Raw genomic sequence first — 15,997 nt, 5'->3', positions numbered from 1 at the left:
TGTCATTGCCGTGGCGCCGGGACTTGGTCCAGCAGTTGCCTGAGCACCTGGTCGACTTCCAACCCGTCGATATCCAGCTCCGGCGCGATCCGCACGCGGTGGCGCAACACCGCCAGGGCACAGCCCTTGATGTCGTCCGGGGTCACGAACTCGCCCCCGCGCAGCAGGGCTCGGGCCCGAGCGCCACGCACCAGGGCGATGGAGGCCCGGGGACCGGCGCCGATGGTCAGGCCTGGCCAACTGCGGGTGGTACGGGCCAGGCGCACGGCGTAGTCGAGTACCTGCTCATCCAGCGGCAGTTCGCTGGCAATCTGTTGCAACAACAGCACGTCTTCAGCGTGCAGCACCGTGCGCAGTGGTTGGACGTCGAGCATGTCGGCCCGGGACGAGCGGGTGACTTCGCGCACCATGTCCAGTTCCTGCTGCGCCTCGGGGTAGTCCATGCGCACTTTGAGCATGAAACGATCCAGCTCGGCTTCGGGTAACGGGTAAGTGCCTTCCTGCTCGATGGGGTTCTGGGTGGCCAGCACCATGAACGGCTGGCCGATGGGCAGCGCCTCGCCTTCGAGGGTCACCTGGCGTTCCTGCATGGCTTCCAGCAACGCCGCCTGGGTTTTTGCCGGCGCGCGGTTGATCTCGTCGGCCAATAGCAGGTTGGTAAACAGCGGACCCTTGCGCAGCTTGAACTGTTCGGTATGCAGGTCGTACACGGCATGGCCGGTCACGTCGCTGGGCATCAGGTCCGGTGTGAACTGGATGCGCGCGAACTCGCCACCAAAGCAGCGAGCCAGGGCACGTACCAGCAAGGTCTTGCCCAGCCCGGGAACTCCCTCAAGCAGGACATGGCCGCCTGCGATCAACGCAGTGAGCACGTCATCGATCACCGGGTCCTGGCCGATGACTGCCTTGCGCAATTCGACGCGCAAGGCCTGGGCCAGTTGGCTGGCGCGCTGAATAGGGTCAGCGGCTGGAAATTCGCTCATAGGGCATTCCTGAGGGTTTGCAGGCAGGCCACCTGGCGGCTGAAGTCGGCGCTGGAAAGCCGCCGTTTCGCCGGGAGTGGGCCGAGGGCCTGGCTGATGATGAGGGCGGGTTGGCGGGTCAGGCGTTCAAGGACCTGCGATTGTTCGGCGGTGTCGAGGTGTTCGAACCCGGGATGACGGCGCCGGGCTGTGCGCTGGATGTCGCGCTGCAAGGCAATTAGCAGGCTGTTTTGCCCACTGCGGCGCAGCAGGAAGTCGGCACTGGCTTTCAAGTGTTCCTGCAGTTGCCGGCGTGCCTTGGGTGCCGGTGGCCGGATCGGGCCCTGGCGCATGCCGACATGCCATAACCCCAGGGCGATCAGTGCGGCAAGTGCCACCAGGGCCTGGGGGAAGTAGCGCAGCAACAGGCTGAACAGATCCTCGACGTCGGTGTTGAACAGCAGCGTAACCTGAGTGCCCTGGCTCAGGTACCAGAGCAGCCAGGCGTTATCGTGTTTGCCAATGGCCGGGCTTTTCCACAGGTCGCTGTCGGTGACCACGGTGACGCGGCCTTGCCCGAGGTTGACCTGCATCAGGTGCGTCGACCGGGCGCTGTTCGCCGAGAATTGCGCCAGGTGCCTGGGATCGGTGAGATTGAAGTCGGTGTCGAAGCTGAAATAGGCCGGCGCCGTTTCGTTGTCCACATAGAGTTTGGTCAGGTCCGGCGCTTTCTTTTTACGCGCAGGGGCTGGTGCGTCGAACTCTTCACTGAAGGATTGGTGTATCTGGACGCGATCCAGCAGCAGGTCACCACTTTTGCCGGTGTCCTCATCCCACAACGCTTCGGCTACCAGTAGAAGGTGGCCGCCAGCCCGGGTCCATTGCAGGAGTTGATCCACCTGCGGCGGGCTCATGTTGCTGCGTTCGCCCAGCAACAACAGGCTGTTGCCTTCGGGCGAAAGGTTGGTCAGCCGCTCCAGGCTGTTGGTCTGCTCCACCACCACGCCTTGCTGGCGCAGAAAGTGTTCCGCCGCGAGGTAGGGGTTGGCGAGGGCTTCAGGAGAAGGGCCGCGATCGACCACCTCCTGGTAGGGAATCGCCTTGTGCCAGGCATAAAAGCCGCCTGCGGCCAACAGACATGCCACAAGCAGCCCCACCCACAGCAATGGCCGGTTCATTGCGCCGCACCGGAGCCGAACAGGGCTCGCCAGTTGCTGCACAGCTGTTGTTGCGCCAGGGCGGGCGGCAGGCGGTGGCCATAGGCAAGGTTTTGCCAGTAGCGGGTCAGCTCATCACTGAATGCCAGCAACTGCGGTTGTTGTAGTTGGCGGATACGCTCCAGGACCTGACCTTCGGTGTCGGCGCTTTTCAGCGGCAGGTTGAAGTCGTGCAGCAGGCGGCTGAGCAAGCCACGGTAAAGCAAACCGAGGGCTTCCCGGGGCTGGGTTGCCCAGAGCTGTTCGGCGGTGCCGGCGATGTCTTCCGGCAGCGTGTCGGCCCCCAGTTCGAGGCCGAACAGTTGTGGGGGAGCTGGGTTGGCAGCCTTGGGCTTGTGCGGTCTGCGTCGGCTGACAAACGCATGCAGCCAGTCGCGATAACGCCAGATCACCAGGGCCAGCCCACCCACAAGCAATCCCCAGAGCAGTACCTCAAGCCCTTTCGCGATGTGCTTGAACGAATCGCTGTTGAGGTTTTTCAGGAATGCTTCCAGCCAGGCCGGCAGCTTGGCGTCACCTGCCGCTTTGTTTTTGTCTGTGGCTTTATCCTCGCCGAAGCGATAGCGGGTGACGGTTTCCGGGTTTTTGAACGGTGGCTGTTCCAGCAGCGCCTTGATCGACTGATTGGCCGATTGCGTACTCAGGGGCTTTTGGGAGACCAGCTCATCCGCCCATACCGGTGGCGCCGTCGGGACCAGCATCAGCCCGATCATCAGCAACAGAACCGGCGCCACACCACTCAGGCGCTGGCGCAATCGGCGGAACACCAGTTCCAGGTCCCAGGCTTCCAGTACGGTGCGGCGGTTCAGGTACAGGCTGAAGCCACAGGCGACATAGATGGGTTCCCAGAACACCAGGATCAAGGCATAGAAGGCATTGGTCAGGTGTTCCAGCCACCGCCAGTCGTGTCCCGCAGTGAGCACCAGCTGTTGCCAATCCCAGTCCCGCTCGACCTCTTGCGGCAGGAAGAAATAGAACGCGGCCATCAACCCGAACCACAGGGCGATTTCCAGGTGCACCCCGATCAGGGTCAACCAGCGCGCGGCCCCCGCGTTGCGTTGTTGCAGCACTCCAAGACGTTGTTGGCGCGCCTGGCCGTGCAGGCCTTCGAGCTGGACCACCGGCATCTCGAAGCTGCGGCTCAGGCTGAAGCGCCGCCAGGTCAGGCTGGCCAGCAATTGGCCCTTGAGCAGGCGCGGCCATTGGCGCAGAGCCTGCTTCAGGCTGGGTGTTTCGCCGAACAGGGCCTTGGACAGGATATACAGTGGCAGGCGGTCGAAGGCGGGTTTCAACCACCAGAACAGCAACAGCGCGGTGGAGGGGTGGTTCCACAGCAGCACGCTGAACAGGGCGAAGACCGGCAAGGTCACGATGGCCCAACTGCTCATCAGCAGCAGTCGGTGTTCGCGGGCCAGCATGATGCCGAGGTCCATGGCTTCCCACGAGGTACGCGGGCGGATCACGACGCTGGCGTCACTCAGGCGCATGGCGATTCCGTCCGGCAAACAGCAGGTAGGCAGCCATCAGCAACCACAGCGCGGCGCCCACCAGGTACTTGATCCACGGTGCCACGGCAGTGGTTGAGGACCAATACGCTTCGATAAACGCGGCGATCAGCAGGAACACCATCACCCCACAAATCATTTGCACGCTTTTGCGCGCAGCCAGTCGCAGGGATTCGCCTCTTGTCAGTTGCCCCGGTGCAATCAATGCCCAGCCCAGTTGCAGGCCTGCTGCGCCGGCCAGGGCAATGGCGCTGAGTTCGAAGGCACCATGGCCAATCACAAACGACCAGAAGGTCTGGCCATAGCCGATTTGTGTCAGGTGCCCGGCAACGGCACCGATTATCAGGCCGTTGAAGAACAGGAAAAATACGCTGCCCAGGCCGAACAGCAGCCCGGCGGCAAAGGTCTGGAAGGCGATACCGATGTTATGCATGACGTAGTAGCCGAACATCATCCAGTCTTCGCTTGAGGCGCGTTCGGCTGCCCGGCCCAACCGGCTGGCATCGGGATCGTACATGCCCTGCATCTCGGCCACTTGTTGCGGGCTGACGATGCTGTAGATCAGGTCCGGAAACAGGTACACCAGCAAGGCGATGCCGATCAGGCTGCCAAAGAACAGAAGGCTGGCGGCCAGCACAAATGGCCATTGCGCGCGAACCAGCCTGGGGAAGTCGGCCAGCAGGAAGCCCAGCACGTTTGCTCCCAGTTGGCTGCGATGTCGATACAACTGTTGATGGCCACGCAAGGCCAGTTGCTGCAGCGGGTCAACCAGGTAGCTGCTGTAGCCGCGCTCCTGTGCCAGGGCCAGGTGCTGGCACAGCTGCCGGTATTGATGAGGGAAGTCGGCGAAATCGGTGTGCCTGGCTTGGCCTTTTTCCAGCTGTGTCAGCTGTGTGGCAAAGGCTTGCCATTGTGGCTGGTGGCGGCTTTCGAAAAGACTCTGCTTCATGCTGGCCCCAACAATCCGCGGGCCACGCCATTGAGTTCCGCCACGGCGCGGGCAGGGGAGACTTGCAGGGGCGTGGCCAGGATCGCAGCCAGTTCGCTGACCCGTTCCGTGGACAGTTCGCCCTGGCGTTCGGCGAAGCCGAGAATGGCCCGTTGCTCGCTCAGTTCAAGGGCGAACGGCAGGCGCAGTGCCGGGGCTTGCGGTACTTGCGGACGGGAAAGCGCTTGTTCGCGGTAGATCACCAGGGTCCCGGCTGCGAGGTCGCCCAGGCGCTTGAAGTGGGGGTGTTGCAGGCAACTGATGGCGCCGAGGAAGTAGCCGAAGGGCAGCATGTCGACAAAGCGCAGCAGGTTGCGGACCAGCGAGGCGGACCAGCCGATGGGCGTGCCATCGTCCTGCACCACCCGCAGGCCCATGATCTGCTTGCCGGGCGAGCAGCCCTGGTTGAGCACTTCGAACAGCACCATGTACCACCAACTGACGAGGAACAGCAGCAGCGAACCCAGGCCAATGCCCAGGTTGCCGAGAAAGGCCAGCGCGATGAACAGGATGCCGAGAATCAGGCCGCGCAACCCCAGGTCGAAGGCAAACGCCAGCGAGCGTACCAGCAGCCCGGCGGGGCGCAGGGGCAGGTCGATGCCCTCCGGGGTCTCGATCTGGTAGCGGGTATCCAGTGGCGCAGGTGGCATCGCGGTCCTTGGCAGTGCAGCGCTGGCGCCTGGGCGGCGGCAGCGGCGGGGTTGGAAACACGGATGCTAGCAGTGTCGACGGTGGAAGCAACCACTCAACGATTTACTGAATGTTTGTACAGTGAACACAGCGCTGGCCCCCGGTACCTTCAAGCGCCTAGACTTTGGCGGTCTTCAGCACAGGAATAGCCCGTGACCACCATTTTCTGGTACGACTATGAAACCACCGGCATCAACCCGCGTACCGACCGCCCGCTGCAGGTAGCCGGCATTCGCACCGACCTTGAGCTCAACGAGGTCGGGCCGCCGGTCAACCTCTACTGCCAGCCCAGCGACGATATCCTGCCGCACCCGGCGGCGTGCGCGATTACTGGCATCACCCCCGGCGTACTGGCGGAGAAGGGCCTGGCCGAAGCCGACTTCATGACCCGGGTGCACGCTGAACTGGCGGCGCCCGGCACCTGCGGGGCCGGCTATAACACCTTGCGTTTTGACGATGAGATGACGCGCTACAGTTTGTACCGCAACTTTTTTGATCCTTATGCCCGGGAATGGCAAGGCGGTAACAGCCGCTGGGACCTGATCGACGTGGTACGCACCGCCTACGCCCTGCGCCCGGACGGGATCGTCTGGCCGGAACAGGACGGGCGCGTCACCCTCAAGCTTGAGCGATTGACCGCCGCCAATGGCATCGATCACGGGCAGGCCCACGATGCCTTGTCCGATGTGCGTGCCACCATCGCCCTGGCCCGGTTGGTCCGCGAGAAGCAGCCCAAGCTTTACGACTGGTTGTTTCAATTGCGCAGCAAGCAGCGGGTCATGGACCAGGTGCGCTTGTTGCAGCCGATGGTGCACATTTCCGGTCGTTTTTCTTCCGAGCGTCATTACCTGGGTGTGGTGCTGCCGTTGGCCTGGCATCCACGCAATCGCAATGCGTTGATTGTCTGCGACCTGGGGCTTGATCCCCAGGGGTTGCTGGACGAGGACGCCGATACCTTGCGCAAGCGTCTATACACCCGCCGTGACGACCTTGCCGAAGGTCAGTTGCCGGTGCCGCTCAAGTTGTTGCACATCAATCGCTGCCCGGTGGTCGCGCCGTTAAGTGTGCTTCGGGCGCAAGACCGTGAGCGCCTGCAACTGGATATGGATGAGTACGCTGCCCGTGCCCTGCGGCTAAGCGACGCACAAGAACTATGGCGCGATAAATTAGCGGCGATTTACGCCGAGGAAGATTTTGCGTCGAGCGCCGATCCGGAGCAGCAGCTATACGATGGTTTTATCGGTGATCGGGATCGACGTTTATGTGAACAAGTGAGAGTCGCCGAACCTGAGCAACTAGCACGGCAGCAGTGGCCGTTCGATGATGAACGTTTGCCTGAATTATTATTTCGCTATCGCGCCCGTAACTTCCCCGAAACCTTGAATAGTGAGGAGCAACAACGCTGGAGAGTTTTCTGTCAGCAACGTTTGTCAGACCCGCAATGGGGAGCTCCAAACACCCTCGAGGATTTCAAACAGGCGCGTCTTGAGTTGGCTGTTAGTGCTACACCGTTTCAGCGGCAGGTGCTTGATGAGTGGCAGGAATATGTTGACTCTTTAGCGACTCGAATGAGCCTGTAGTCGGCTCCCGGGTAAAACGCGGACAATAAAAAACGCCAGCAAGCTGGCGTTTTTTATTGCGTTGCGAATCACGCAGCGTCCTGACGAGGCTTAGCCCAGCAGGGTAGCCCAGCCTTCAACCACGTCGCCGCCCCACTTGGCTTTCCACTCTTTCAGAGTCTTGTGGTTGCCACCTTTGGTTTCAATCACTTCGCCGTTATGCGGGTTTTTGTATTGTTTAACCTTGCGAGCACGCTTGGTGCCGGTAGTTTTTACGGCGCCACGTGGAGCCTTAACTTTCGACTCTGGATCCAGCAGCGCGATGATGTCACGCAGGGATTTGGAGTATTCGCCCATCAGGGTGCGCAATTTGCCTTCGAATTCCAGCTCGGTTTGCAGTTTGTCGTCTTGGGACAGGTTCTTCAAACGGGCTTGCAGCTCTTTGATAGCTTCTTCGGTGGCGCGGTATTCGTTGATCAGGGACATGGGGACTACCTTATGTAGGGCGCTGGGGTGAAAGGGGATAGTGGCCCAATAATAGTCAGACGGTTTGTCCAAGTAAACATTTAAGACCGCATTTATGTAATTTACTTTGGTTGTTTGTGGCAAAAGCGTGGAATTGAGTTAATTAGTAAGGGTTAAGCCCTTAAAGATACTCTCGTTAAGTCTTGGCTTACTGCCGGAGTCCACGCGTTTGCACACATATAGTGGGTAAAACCTTACGCTATTAAGGGGCAGGGCTGACGCCCGCTATCAGAATAAGCGTTGAGGAATACTGCAGTTTTTCTGCGCAATCGCTAGAATGGCGACCTTTGCGAAGTTCTGGAGTTTCCCCCTAATGCGCACTTTTCGGCTGGTGATTGCTTGCCCGGACCGGGTTGGCATCGTTGCCAAGGTCAGTAACTTTCTGGCTTCCCACAACGGCTGGATCACCGAAGCAAGCCATCACTCGGACAATCTCAGCGGCTGGTTTTTCATGCGTCACGAAATCCGTGCCGATACGCTGCCCTTTGGCCTGGAGGCATTTCGCGAGGCATTTGCGCCGATCGCTGAAGAGTTCTCGATGACCTGGCGCATCACCGACACGGAACAGAAAAAACGCGTGGTCCTGATGGCCAGCCGTGAGTCCCACTGCCTGGCTGACTTGCTGCACCGCTGGCACAGCGACGAGCTGGACTGCGAGATCTCCTGCGTGATTTCCAACCATGACGACCTGCGCAGCATGGTCGAGTGGCACGGCATCCCGTATTACCACGTCCCGGTCAACCCGCAGGACAAGGAGCCGGCATTCAACGAGGTCTCGCGCCTGGTCAAGCAGCACGACGCGGACGTCGTGGTACTGGCGCGCTACATGCAGATCCTGCCGCCGGAACTGTGCAGTGAGTACGCTGGCAAGGTGATCAACATTCACCACAGCTTCCTCCCGTCGTTTGTGGGCGCCAAGCCGTATCACCAGGCATCCCTGCGGGGTGTGAAGCTGATCGGCGCAACGTGCCATTACGTCACCGAAGAGTTGGACGCCGGTCCGATCATCGAGCAGGACGTAGTGCGCGTCAGCCATAGCGACAGCATCGAAGACATGGTGCGTTTTGGCCGTGACGTCGAGAAGATGGTGCTGGCCCGTGGTCTGCGCTATCACCTGGAAGACCGGGTATTGGTGCACGGCAACAAGACCGTCGTGTTCTGATTGAAGCGTTTTGATTGAAGAATGAAGGGCCTGGGCGTTAAATCGCTACAGGTCCTTTTTCTTTGGCAACAGGTGAGGAATGGAGAATGAGCGATCCATTGGATAAAGCCACGTCCAAAGCCCCCGCGACGCTGGGAGAGGGCTGTTTGAGTCGATATGACCCGGATGACCTGAGCAGTGAGGACGGCACCGAGTTTCCTGGCGCCGTCGAGTTGTGGGAACAGTTGCAGGACACATCTGATTCGCCGGAAGAAAAGGCGTCAGCCGCTGCGCAAGGCAGCAACTGAGCCTGCTGGATCAGATCCGGAAACTGCCCACCAATTGTTTCAAGCGGGCCGCCTGCTGTTCCAGGTCGGAACAGGCCCGTAACGTTGAATGCAGGTTTTCCACGCCTTCCTGATTGAGGGTGTTGATCTCGGTTATGTCCATGTTGATCGACTCCACCACGGAGGTCTGTTCCTCGGTGGCGGTGGCGACCGACTGGTTCATGCCGTCAATTTCACCGATGCGCAGGGTCACGCTGTTCAGGCGCTCGCCCGCGAGGTTGGCGATTTCCACGCTGTCCTGGCTGTGGCGCTGGCTTTCGCTCATGGTGCTGACCGAATCCCGGGCGCCCACCTGCAGCTCCTCGATCATCTTTTGCACCTGTTGCGCCGACTCCTGGGTGCGATGTGCCAGGTTGCGCACTTCATCGGCCACTACCGCGAACCCGCGGCCGGCTTCCCCGGCTCGTGCGGCTTCAATCGCCGCGTTGAGGGCCAGCAGGTTGGTTTGCTGGGAAATGCTGGTGATCACTTCCAGGATTTGCCCGATGTTCACCGTCTTGCTGTTAAGCGCTTCGATATTGGTGCTGGAAGCGCTGATCATCTGCGACAGCTGGTTCATCGCCTTGATATTGCGCTCCACCACCTGCTGACCGTCTTCCGCCAGGTGCCGGGCATCGCTGGCCTGGCTGGAGGCTTGCGCGGCGTTGCGGGCGATTTCCTGGGCGGCGGCCCCCAGTTCGTTGATGGCAGCGGCGACGCTGTTGGTGCGATTGGCCTGTTCGTCGGAGTTGACCATTGAGGAGTTGGAGGCGCTGACCACCCGCAGGGCCACTTCATTGACCTGCTCGGTGGCCGAGGACACTTCGCGAATCGAGGTGTGAATCCGTTCCACAAAGCGATTGAACGCGCTGCCCAGCACACCGAACTCGTCATGGTTCTGGATGGTCAGGCGGCGAGTCAGGTCGCCTTCACCGTCGGCAATGTCTTCCATGGCGCGGGTCATGACGTGCAGTGGCTGCAGCAGGATGCGGATCAGCATGCCCAGCAGGGCGATGATGATAACCACCGCGATAATCGTGGCAATGATCGCCGAGGTGCGGAATTCGCTGAGCATGGCGAAGGATTTGTCTTTATCTACCGACAGGCCGAGGTACCAGTTCACCGATGGCAAGCCCTTGATCGGGGTAAAGGTGACGATGCGGGTCTTGCCGTTAACCTCGACTTCGCTGAAGTCGCTGCTGATCTTGGGGGTAGTGTTTGGATAGACGTCGGCCAGGGTCTTCATCACCAGGCTCTTGTCGGGGTGTACCAGTACTTTACCGTCGGCGCTGACCAGGAAGGCATAACCCATGCCGCCGAAGTTCAGGGCGCCGATATTGTCCACCAGGGTTTGCAGGCTCAGGTCGCCACCCACTACGCCGACACTCTGGCCCGCTTTGCTGCTGGGGGTGGCAATGGAAATGATCAACTGGCCGGTGGCTGCATCAATATAGGGTTCGGTCAGGGTCGAGCCGTTGCTGCTCTGGGCCCCCTTGTACCAGGGGCGCACACGCGGGTCGAAGCCGTCGGGCATCTTGGTGTCGGGGCGGATCACGAAGCCGCCTTTGCTGTCGCCCAGGTAAGTCGCCATGAATGAAGAGGTCAGGGCTTTCTGTTCCAGCAGGCTGGCGACGGTGCTTGAATCAGGGTTGATGGCGATGTTCTGCGCGGCGCTTTCTATCAGCACAATGCGCCCGGCGAGCCAGGTCTGGATATTGCTGGCGGTGACATCGCCCATTTCATGCAGGTAGTTGTTCAGATCGTCGCGAATCGCATTACGCTGCAAGTAGTCGTTGTAGAGGGTAAACAACGCAAAGGCGGCAATGACGACAAGAGCGGCGGCAAGCAGGATTTTATGGCTGAAACGCAGATTTTTATTCATGGCTTGTGGGGTCCGCTATGGTCTTAATATCCGATGCACGTCCTTTTGGGGCGTGCAAAATGGCTGCGTCAAAAAAAGTGTGATATTTCCATCTGCTCCTGCAGGAATTATCCGGCCCATTTTTTCTAAGACTTTTTGGGTCTCTCGCGTTAACTGTATCGACCATGCAGTGCTAAAGATTAACCATGGGTGACAAAATGCCTGACTCTTCGCAACTCATTATTGGTGCAGATCTCAAAGGCCAGCCGATCGCCCAGTCGATGCGCCTGGCCAACCGCCATGGCCTGATCGCGGGCGCCACCGGTACGGGCAAGACCGTCACCTTGCAGCGCCTGGCAGAAGCCTTCAGCGATGCCGGCGTCGCGGTATTCGCCGCCGACATCAAGGGCGACCTGTGTGGCCTGGGCGCCGCAGCCAACCCTCAGGGCAAGGTCGCCGAGCGGATTGCCGGCATGCCTTTCCTTAATTACGCGCCCAAGGCTTATCCGGTGACGTTGTGGGATATTCACGGCCAGTCCGGTCATCCATTACGCACCACCATCAGTGAAATGGGCCCGCTGTTGCTCGGCAGCCTGCTGGAACTTACTGACAGCCAGCAATCAGCCCTCTACGCCACCTTTAAGGTGGCCGACCGCGAGGGGTTGTTGTTGCTGGACCTCAAGGACCTGAAGGCCCTGCTGAATCATCTGCGCTACCACCCGGAGTTGCTGGGGGAAGATGCGGCCTTGATGACCACGGGCTCAAGCCAGGCTCTGTTGCGGCGTTTGGCGGTGCTGGAGCAGCAGGGTGCCGAAGCGTTGTTCGGCGAGCCGGCCCTGCAACTGGAAGATATCCTGCAACCGGCCAGTGACGGCCGCGGGCGCATTCATCTGCTGGACGCCAGCCGCCTGGTGCATGACGCGCCGAAGGTGTACGCGACCTTCCTGCTCTGGCTGTTGGCCGAATTGTTCGAGCAACTGCCGGAACGCGGCGATGCCGACAAGCCACTGCTGGCGCTGTTTTTCGATGAGGCGCATTTGTTGTTCGCCGACACCCCCAAGGCTCTGCAGGATCGCCTGGAACAGGTGGTGCGGTTGATTCGTTCGAAAGGTGTCGGCGTGTATTTCGTCACCCAGTCTCCGGGTGACCTGCCGGACACCGTGCTGGCACAACTGGGCTTGCGTATCCAGCACGGGTTGCGGGCGTTTACCACCAAAGAGCAGAAGTCCCTGCGGGCAGTGGCCGATGGTTTCCGTCCGAATCCGGCGTTTGATGCGTTGGCGGTGCTGACCGAGCTGGGTACCGGTGAGGCGTTGGTGGGAACCTTGCAGGAAAAGGGGACGCCTGAAGTAGTCCAACGCGTACTCGTGGCACCGCCGCAATCGCGGATCGGGCCGTTGAGCGAAGCCGAGCGGGCGGCATTGATTGCCAGTTCGCCGTTGTTGGGGCGTTATGACAAACCGATTGATCGGGAGTCGGCGTACGAAGTGTTGATGGCGCGCAAGGACTTGGGGCCGCAAGAGGAGGCGGCGCCCGCCGCTGAAGAACCGAGTTTCACCGACAAGGCCGGTGCGTTCCTTGGCACCACGGCCGGCAAGGCGCTGAAATCCGCGATGCAGCAGGCGGCCAATCAGATGGGCCGGCAGTTGGTGCGAGGGTTACTGGGCTCGTTGTTGGGTGGCAGCAAGCGTAAGTAAAGCAGGGGAGTCGCTCGCCCTCACGCCTTCGGTTTGGCGTGAGCGGCCAGGCGCTCCAGCGCAGCGCGCAAGTTCGGATCGGTAATCCCGTCTGCCGTGGCCTGAATGGTTTCGGCCGCAATCTCCGACAAGTCCATGGTATGACCCGCTGCACCTTGCTGCACGGTCGGCGGCTGCACCTTGAACTGGATGCGCGTCAGGCTGGCGAATTCGTCAAAGGCCATCAATTGGCGCTGCAAGCGTTTTTGCTGATAGCGCAGGCGCGTCGCCCAATGGCCGTCGGTGACGATCAGCAGCAGATTGCCTTCACGCCACGAGGCCACGTGGCAGTGTTCGCGGGCGGCGGGTTGCAGTTGGCTTTCTACCAGGCGTTGCAAATGACCAAGGCGTTGCGCATGGCCAAAGATGGCTTTTAAAGGCTTGGCTTCGCGAAGCAACACGGCGGGAGCACGGGCCGTAAGAGGGCGAAATGCCATGACTAGACACCTTAAGTAACAGAGAGGCCATGGTAGCAGAAAGCGTCTGCGACGCCGCGGCCATTGCATTACCGGCAGTTTATCCATTAAATCAACGAGTAACTTATTACCTGAATGGGTTGAAGTTCAGCAAAAAGCCCTTATTTTAAACAAGCCCTCCAAGAGCGCCGTGCCAGCATCGTGGAATAACGCCACTTTCCTCACCCACGTTTCCGGGTAGAATGCTCGTTCGCATGCGGCCGTGAGGGCTGCTCGGGCGACTCACGGGGCGCCCTCCATCCCTATGTGTGGAAGAACCTGCCGATATGTTTGCGCCTTTGTTAAAGAAACTTTTTGGAAGCAAGAATGAGCGCGAAGTCAAACGCATGCTCAAGACGGTGCAGCTGGTCAATGCCTTCGAAGAGCAGATGGTTGCCCTTTCGGACGAGCAATTGCGCGCCAAGACCGAAGAGTTCAAGGCCCGCATAGCCAAAGGTGAAACCCTCGACAAGCTGCTTCCCGAAGCCTTTGCGGTCGCCCGTGAAGCCGGCAAGCGTGTCATGGGCATGCGCCACTTCGACGTTCAGTTGATCGGCGGCATGACCTTGCATGAAGGCATGATTGCCGAAATGCGTACCGGTGAAGGCAAGACCCTGGTGGCAACCCTGGGCGTTTACCTCAATGCACTGTCCGGCAAGGGCGTGCACGTTGTGACGGTGAACGACTACCTGGCTCGCCGGGATGCCAACTGGATGCGCCCGCTGTATGAATTCCTCGGCCTGACCGTCGGCGTTGTCACGCCGTTCCAGCCGCCGGAAGAGAAGCGCGCCGCCTACGCTGCCGACATCACCTACGGCACCAACAACGAATTCGGTTTCGACTACCTGCGCGACAACATGGCGTTCAGCATGGAAGAAAAATTCCAGCGCGAACTCAATTTTGCCGTGATCGACGAAGTCGACTCCATCCTGATCGACGAAGCCCGTACCCCGCTGATCATCTCCGGTCAGGCGGAGGACAGCTCGCGCCTGTACACCGAGATCAACAAGCTGATCCCGCGCCTCGAGCAACATATCGAGGAAGTGGAAGGCGTGGTGACCAAAGAAGGTCACTTCACCATCGACGAGAAGACCCGTCAGGTCGAGCTCAACGAAGCCGGTCACCAGTTCGTCGAAGACATGCTGACCCAGATCGGCCTGCTGGCTGAAGGCGAGAGCCTGTACTCGGCGCACAACCTGGGCCTGTTGACCCACGTGTATGCCGGCCTGCGCGCGCACAAGCTGTTCCATCGCAACGTCGAATACATCGTGCAGGACGGCCAGGTCGTACTGGTCGACGAACACACCGGTCGTACCATGCCGGGTCGCCGTTTGTCGGAAGGCCTGCACCAGGCGATCGAAGCCAAGGAAGTCCTGAACATCCAGGCTGAAAGCCAGACCCTGGCCTCGACCACCTTCCAGAACTACTTCCGTCTGTACAACAAACTGTCCGGCATGACCGGTACAGCCGACACCGAAGCGTTCGAATTCCACCAGATCTACGGTCTGTCGGTGATGGTTATCCCGCCGAACAAACCGCTGGCGCGTAAAGACTTCAACGACCTGGTGTTCCTGACCGCCGACGAGAAATACGCTGCAATCGTCGCCGACATCAAGGAATGCATGGCCCAGGGCCGTCCTGTGCTGGTGGGTACGGCCACCATCGAAACTTCCGAGCACATGTCGGGCTTGCTGAACAAGGAAGGCATCGAGCACAAGGTTCTCAACGCCAAGTTCCACGAAAAAGAAGCGGAAATCATCGCCCAGGCCGGTCGCCCAGGCGCACTGACCATCGCCACCAACATGGCCGGTCGTGGTACCGACATCCTGTTGGGCGGTAACTGGGAAGTGGAAGTCGCGTCCCTGGAAGACCCGACGCCTGAGCAGATCGCGCAGATCAAGGCCGACTGGCAGAAGCGTCACCAGCAAGTGCTGGAGTCCGGCGGCTTGCAGGTGATCGCTTCCGAGCGTCACGAATCGCGCCGTATCGACAACCAGCTGCGTGGTCGTGCCGGCCGTCAGGGTGACGCCGGTTCCAGCCGCTTCTACCTGTCCCTGGAAGACAGCCTGATGCGCATCTTCGCCTCTGACCGGGTGAAGAACTTCATGAAAGCCCTGGGCATGCAGTCCGGTGAAGCGATTGAACACCGCATGGTGACCAACGCCATCGAGAAGGCCCAGCGCAAGGTAGAAGGCCGCAACTTCGACATTCGTAAGCAATTGCTCGAGTTCGATGACGTCAACAACGAACAGCGTAAAGTGATTTATCACATGCGTAACAGTTTGTTGGCCGCCACCAACATCGGCGAGACCATTGCCGATTTCCGCCAGGACGTGCTCAACGCCACGGTCAGCGCACACATTCCGCCACAGTCGCTGCCTGAGCAGTGGGATGTTGCCGGTCTGGAAGCGGCGTTGAAGAGCGACTTCGGTGTCGACTTGCCGGTCCAGCAATGGCTCGACGAAGACGACCACCTGTACGAAGAAACCCTGCGCGAGAAGCTCATGACCGAGCTGCTGGCCGCCTACAACGAAAAAGAAGAGCAGGCGAGTGCCGAAGCACTGCGCACCTTCGAGAAGCAAATCGTACTGCGCGTGCTGGACGACCTGTGGAAAGACCACCTGTCGACCATGGACCACCTGCGTCACGGCATCCACCTGCGTGGCTACGCTCAGAAGAACCCGAAGCAGGAGTACAAGCGCGAGTCGTTCACGCTGTTCTCCGAGCTGCTGGATTCGATCAAGCGCGATTCGATTCGTGTGCTGTCCCACGTTCAGGTGCGTCGCGAAGACCCGATCGAGGAAGAAGCTCGCCTGCGTCAGGAAGCCGAGGCACTGGCTGCGCGCATGCAGTTCCAGCATGACGAAGCGCCTGGTCTTGAGGCTCCGGAAGTGTTGGGTGAAGAGGTCGATGTGGCCCTGGCCCAGGCCCCGGTGCGCAATGAGCAGAAGCTGGGCCGCAACGAGCTGTGCTGGTGCGGTTCGGGCAAGAAGTTCAAACACTGCCACGGCGAAATCAACTAAGATTTTCGC

Annotated in this window: 13 protein-coding genes and 1 pseudogene; 5 read left to right on the top strand and 9 right to left on the bottom strand. The window is 60.1% G+C overall.

All coding sequences use genetic code 11. The annotated features are described in order from the left end of the window. Nucleotides 1–2: 2 nt before the first annotated feature. The 5 genes from JFV30_RS22260 to JFV30_RS22240 are packed head-to-tail and all read right to left on the bottom strand — an operon-like array spanning nucleotide 3 to nucleotide 5,322. Complete coding sequence (locus JFV30_RS22260) at nucleotides 3–983, bottom strand: AAA family ATPase (protein WP_169386142.1); 981 nt, start codon at nucleotides 981–983, stop codon at nucleotides 3–5. After that, nucleotides 980–2,140 carry a DUF4350 domain-containing protein gene (locus JFV30_RS22255; RefSeq protein WP_201125195.1) on the bottom strand — a complete coding sequence of 387 codons (1,161 nt, stop codon included), beginning with the start codon at nucleotides 2,138–2,140 and terminating at the stop codon, nucleotides 980–982. Before JFV30_RS22255 ends, JFV30_RS22260 begins: the two co-directional genes overlap by 4 nt. Next, nucleotides 2,137–3,666 (bottom strand): DUF4129 domain-containing protein, encoded by a 1,530-nt coding sequence (locus tag JFV30_RS22250; protein ID WP_201125194.1) that lies wholly within the window; start codon nucleotides 3,664–3,666, stop codon nucleotides 2,137–2,139. Before JFV30_RS22250 ends, JFV30_RS22255 begins: the two co-directional genes overlap by 4 nt. After that, complete coding sequence (locus JFV30_RS22245) at nucleotides 3,653–4,633, bottom strand: stage II sporulation protein M (RefSeq protein ID WP_201125193.1); 981 nt, start codon at nucleotides 4,631–4,633, stop codon at nucleotides 3,653–3,655. The genes JFV30_RS22250 and JFV30_RS22245 overlap by 14 nt, the downstream gene beginning before the upstream one ends. Then, nucleotides 4,630–5,322, bottom strand: coding sequence for an RDD family protein (locus JFV30_RS22240; protein ID WP_201125192.1), 693 nt, complete (start codon nucleotides 5,320–5,322; stop codon nucleotides 4,630–4,632). The genes JFV30_RS22245 and JFV30_RS22240 overlap by 4 nt, the downstream gene beginning before the upstream one ends. Nucleotides 5,323–5,514: 192 nt before the next feature. Here JFV30_RS22240 and sbcB point away from each other — a divergent pair, with 192 nt between their 5' ends. Then, complete coding sequence (sbcB, locus tag JFV30_RS22235; protein WP_201125191.1) at nucleotides 5,515–6,942, top strand: exodeoxyribonuclease I; 1,428 nt, start codon at nucleotides 5,515–5,517, stop codon at nucleotides 6,940–6,942. 90 nt (nucleotides 6,943–7,032) lie between these two features. Here sbcB and mvaT read toward each other — a convergent pair whose 3' ends face one another. Continuing rightward, the gene (gene mvaT / locus JFV30_RS22230; RefSeq protein ID WP_005790963.1) at nucleotides 7,033–7,407 is read right to left on the bottom strand and encodes a histone-like nucleoid-structuring protein MvaT; all 375 of its coding nucleotides are present in this window, start codon (nucleotides 7,405–7,407) and stop codon (nucleotides 7,033–7,035) included. Nucleotides 7,408–7,759: 352 nt separating this feature from the next. On the opposite strand from mvaT, the gene purU reads away from it, so the two are divergent. After that, entirely contained in the window at nucleotides 7,760–8,608 is an 849-nt protein-coding gene (purU, locus tag JFV30_RS22225) for a formyltetrahydrofolate deformylase (protein ID WP_010169973.1), read from the top strand. A gap of 86 nt (nucleotides 8,609–8,694) precedes the next feature. After that, the gene (locus JFV30_RS22220; protein ID WP_201125190.1) at nucleotides 8,695–8,895 is read left to right on the top strand and encodes a hypothetical protein; all 201 of its coding nucleotides are present in this window, start codon (nucleotides 8,695–8,697) and stop codon (nucleotides 8,893–8,895) included. A 10-nt stretch (nucleotides 8,896–8,905) separates the two neighbouring features. On the opposite strand, the gene JFV30_RS33720 is transcribed toward JFV30_RS22220, so the two are convergent. Beyond that, nucleotides 8,906–9,670: a methyl-accepting chemotaxis protein gene (locus JFV30_RS33720; RefSeq protein ID WP_442962328.1), complete on the bottom strand. Its 765-nt coding sequence runs from the start codon at nucleotides 9,668–9,670 to the stop codon at nucleotides 8,906–8,908. A 93-nt stretch (nucleotides 9,671–9,763) separates the two neighbouring features. After that, a pseudogene (locus JFV30_RS33715) lies at nucleotides 9,764–10,795 on the bottom strand (HAMP domain-containing protein); the annotation flags it as partial. 197 nt (nucleotides 10,796–10,992) lie between these two features. On the opposite strand from JFV30_RS33715, the gene JFV30_RS22210 reads away from it, so the two are divergent. Then, nucleotides 10,993–12,471, top strand: a complete 1,479-nt coding sequence (locus JFV30_RS22210; RefSeq protein ID WP_010169970.1) for a helicase HerA-like domain-containing protein — start codon at nucleotides 10,993–10,995, stop codon at nucleotides 12,469–12,471. A 20-nt stretch (nucleotides 12,472–12,491) separates the two neighbouring features. On the opposite strand, the gene JFV30_RS22205 is transcribed toward JFV30_RS22210, so the two are convergent. Further along, nucleotides 12,492–12,947 carry a DUF721 domain-containing protein gene (locus JFV30_RS22205; protein WP_010169969.1) on the bottom strand — a complete coding sequence of 152 codons (456 nt, stop codon included), beginning with the start codon at nucleotides 12,945–12,947 and terminating at the stop codon, nucleotides 12,492–12,494. Nucleotides 12,948–13,252: 305 nt separating this feature from the next. Here JFV30_RS22205 and secA point away from each other — a divergent pair, with 305 nt between their 5' ends. Next, nucleotides 13,253–15,988 (top strand): preprotein translocase subunit SecA, encoded by a 2,736-nt coding sequence (gene secA, locus JFV30_RS22200; protein WP_010169968.1) that lies wholly within the window; start codon nucleotides 13,253–13,255, stop codon nucleotides 15,986–15,988. Nucleotides 15,989–15,997: the final 9 nt, after the last annotated feature.

Source organism: Pseudomonas sp. TH32 (assembly GCF_016650855.1).
In the GTDB taxonomy this organism is placed as follows: domain Bacteria; phylum Pseudomonadota; class Gammaproteobacteria; order Pseudomonadales; family Pseudomonadaceae; genus Aquipseudomonas.
The sequence above is the reverse complement of the archived record's forward strand: the minus strand, read 5'-3'. Positions and strand labels throughout refer to the sequence as shown.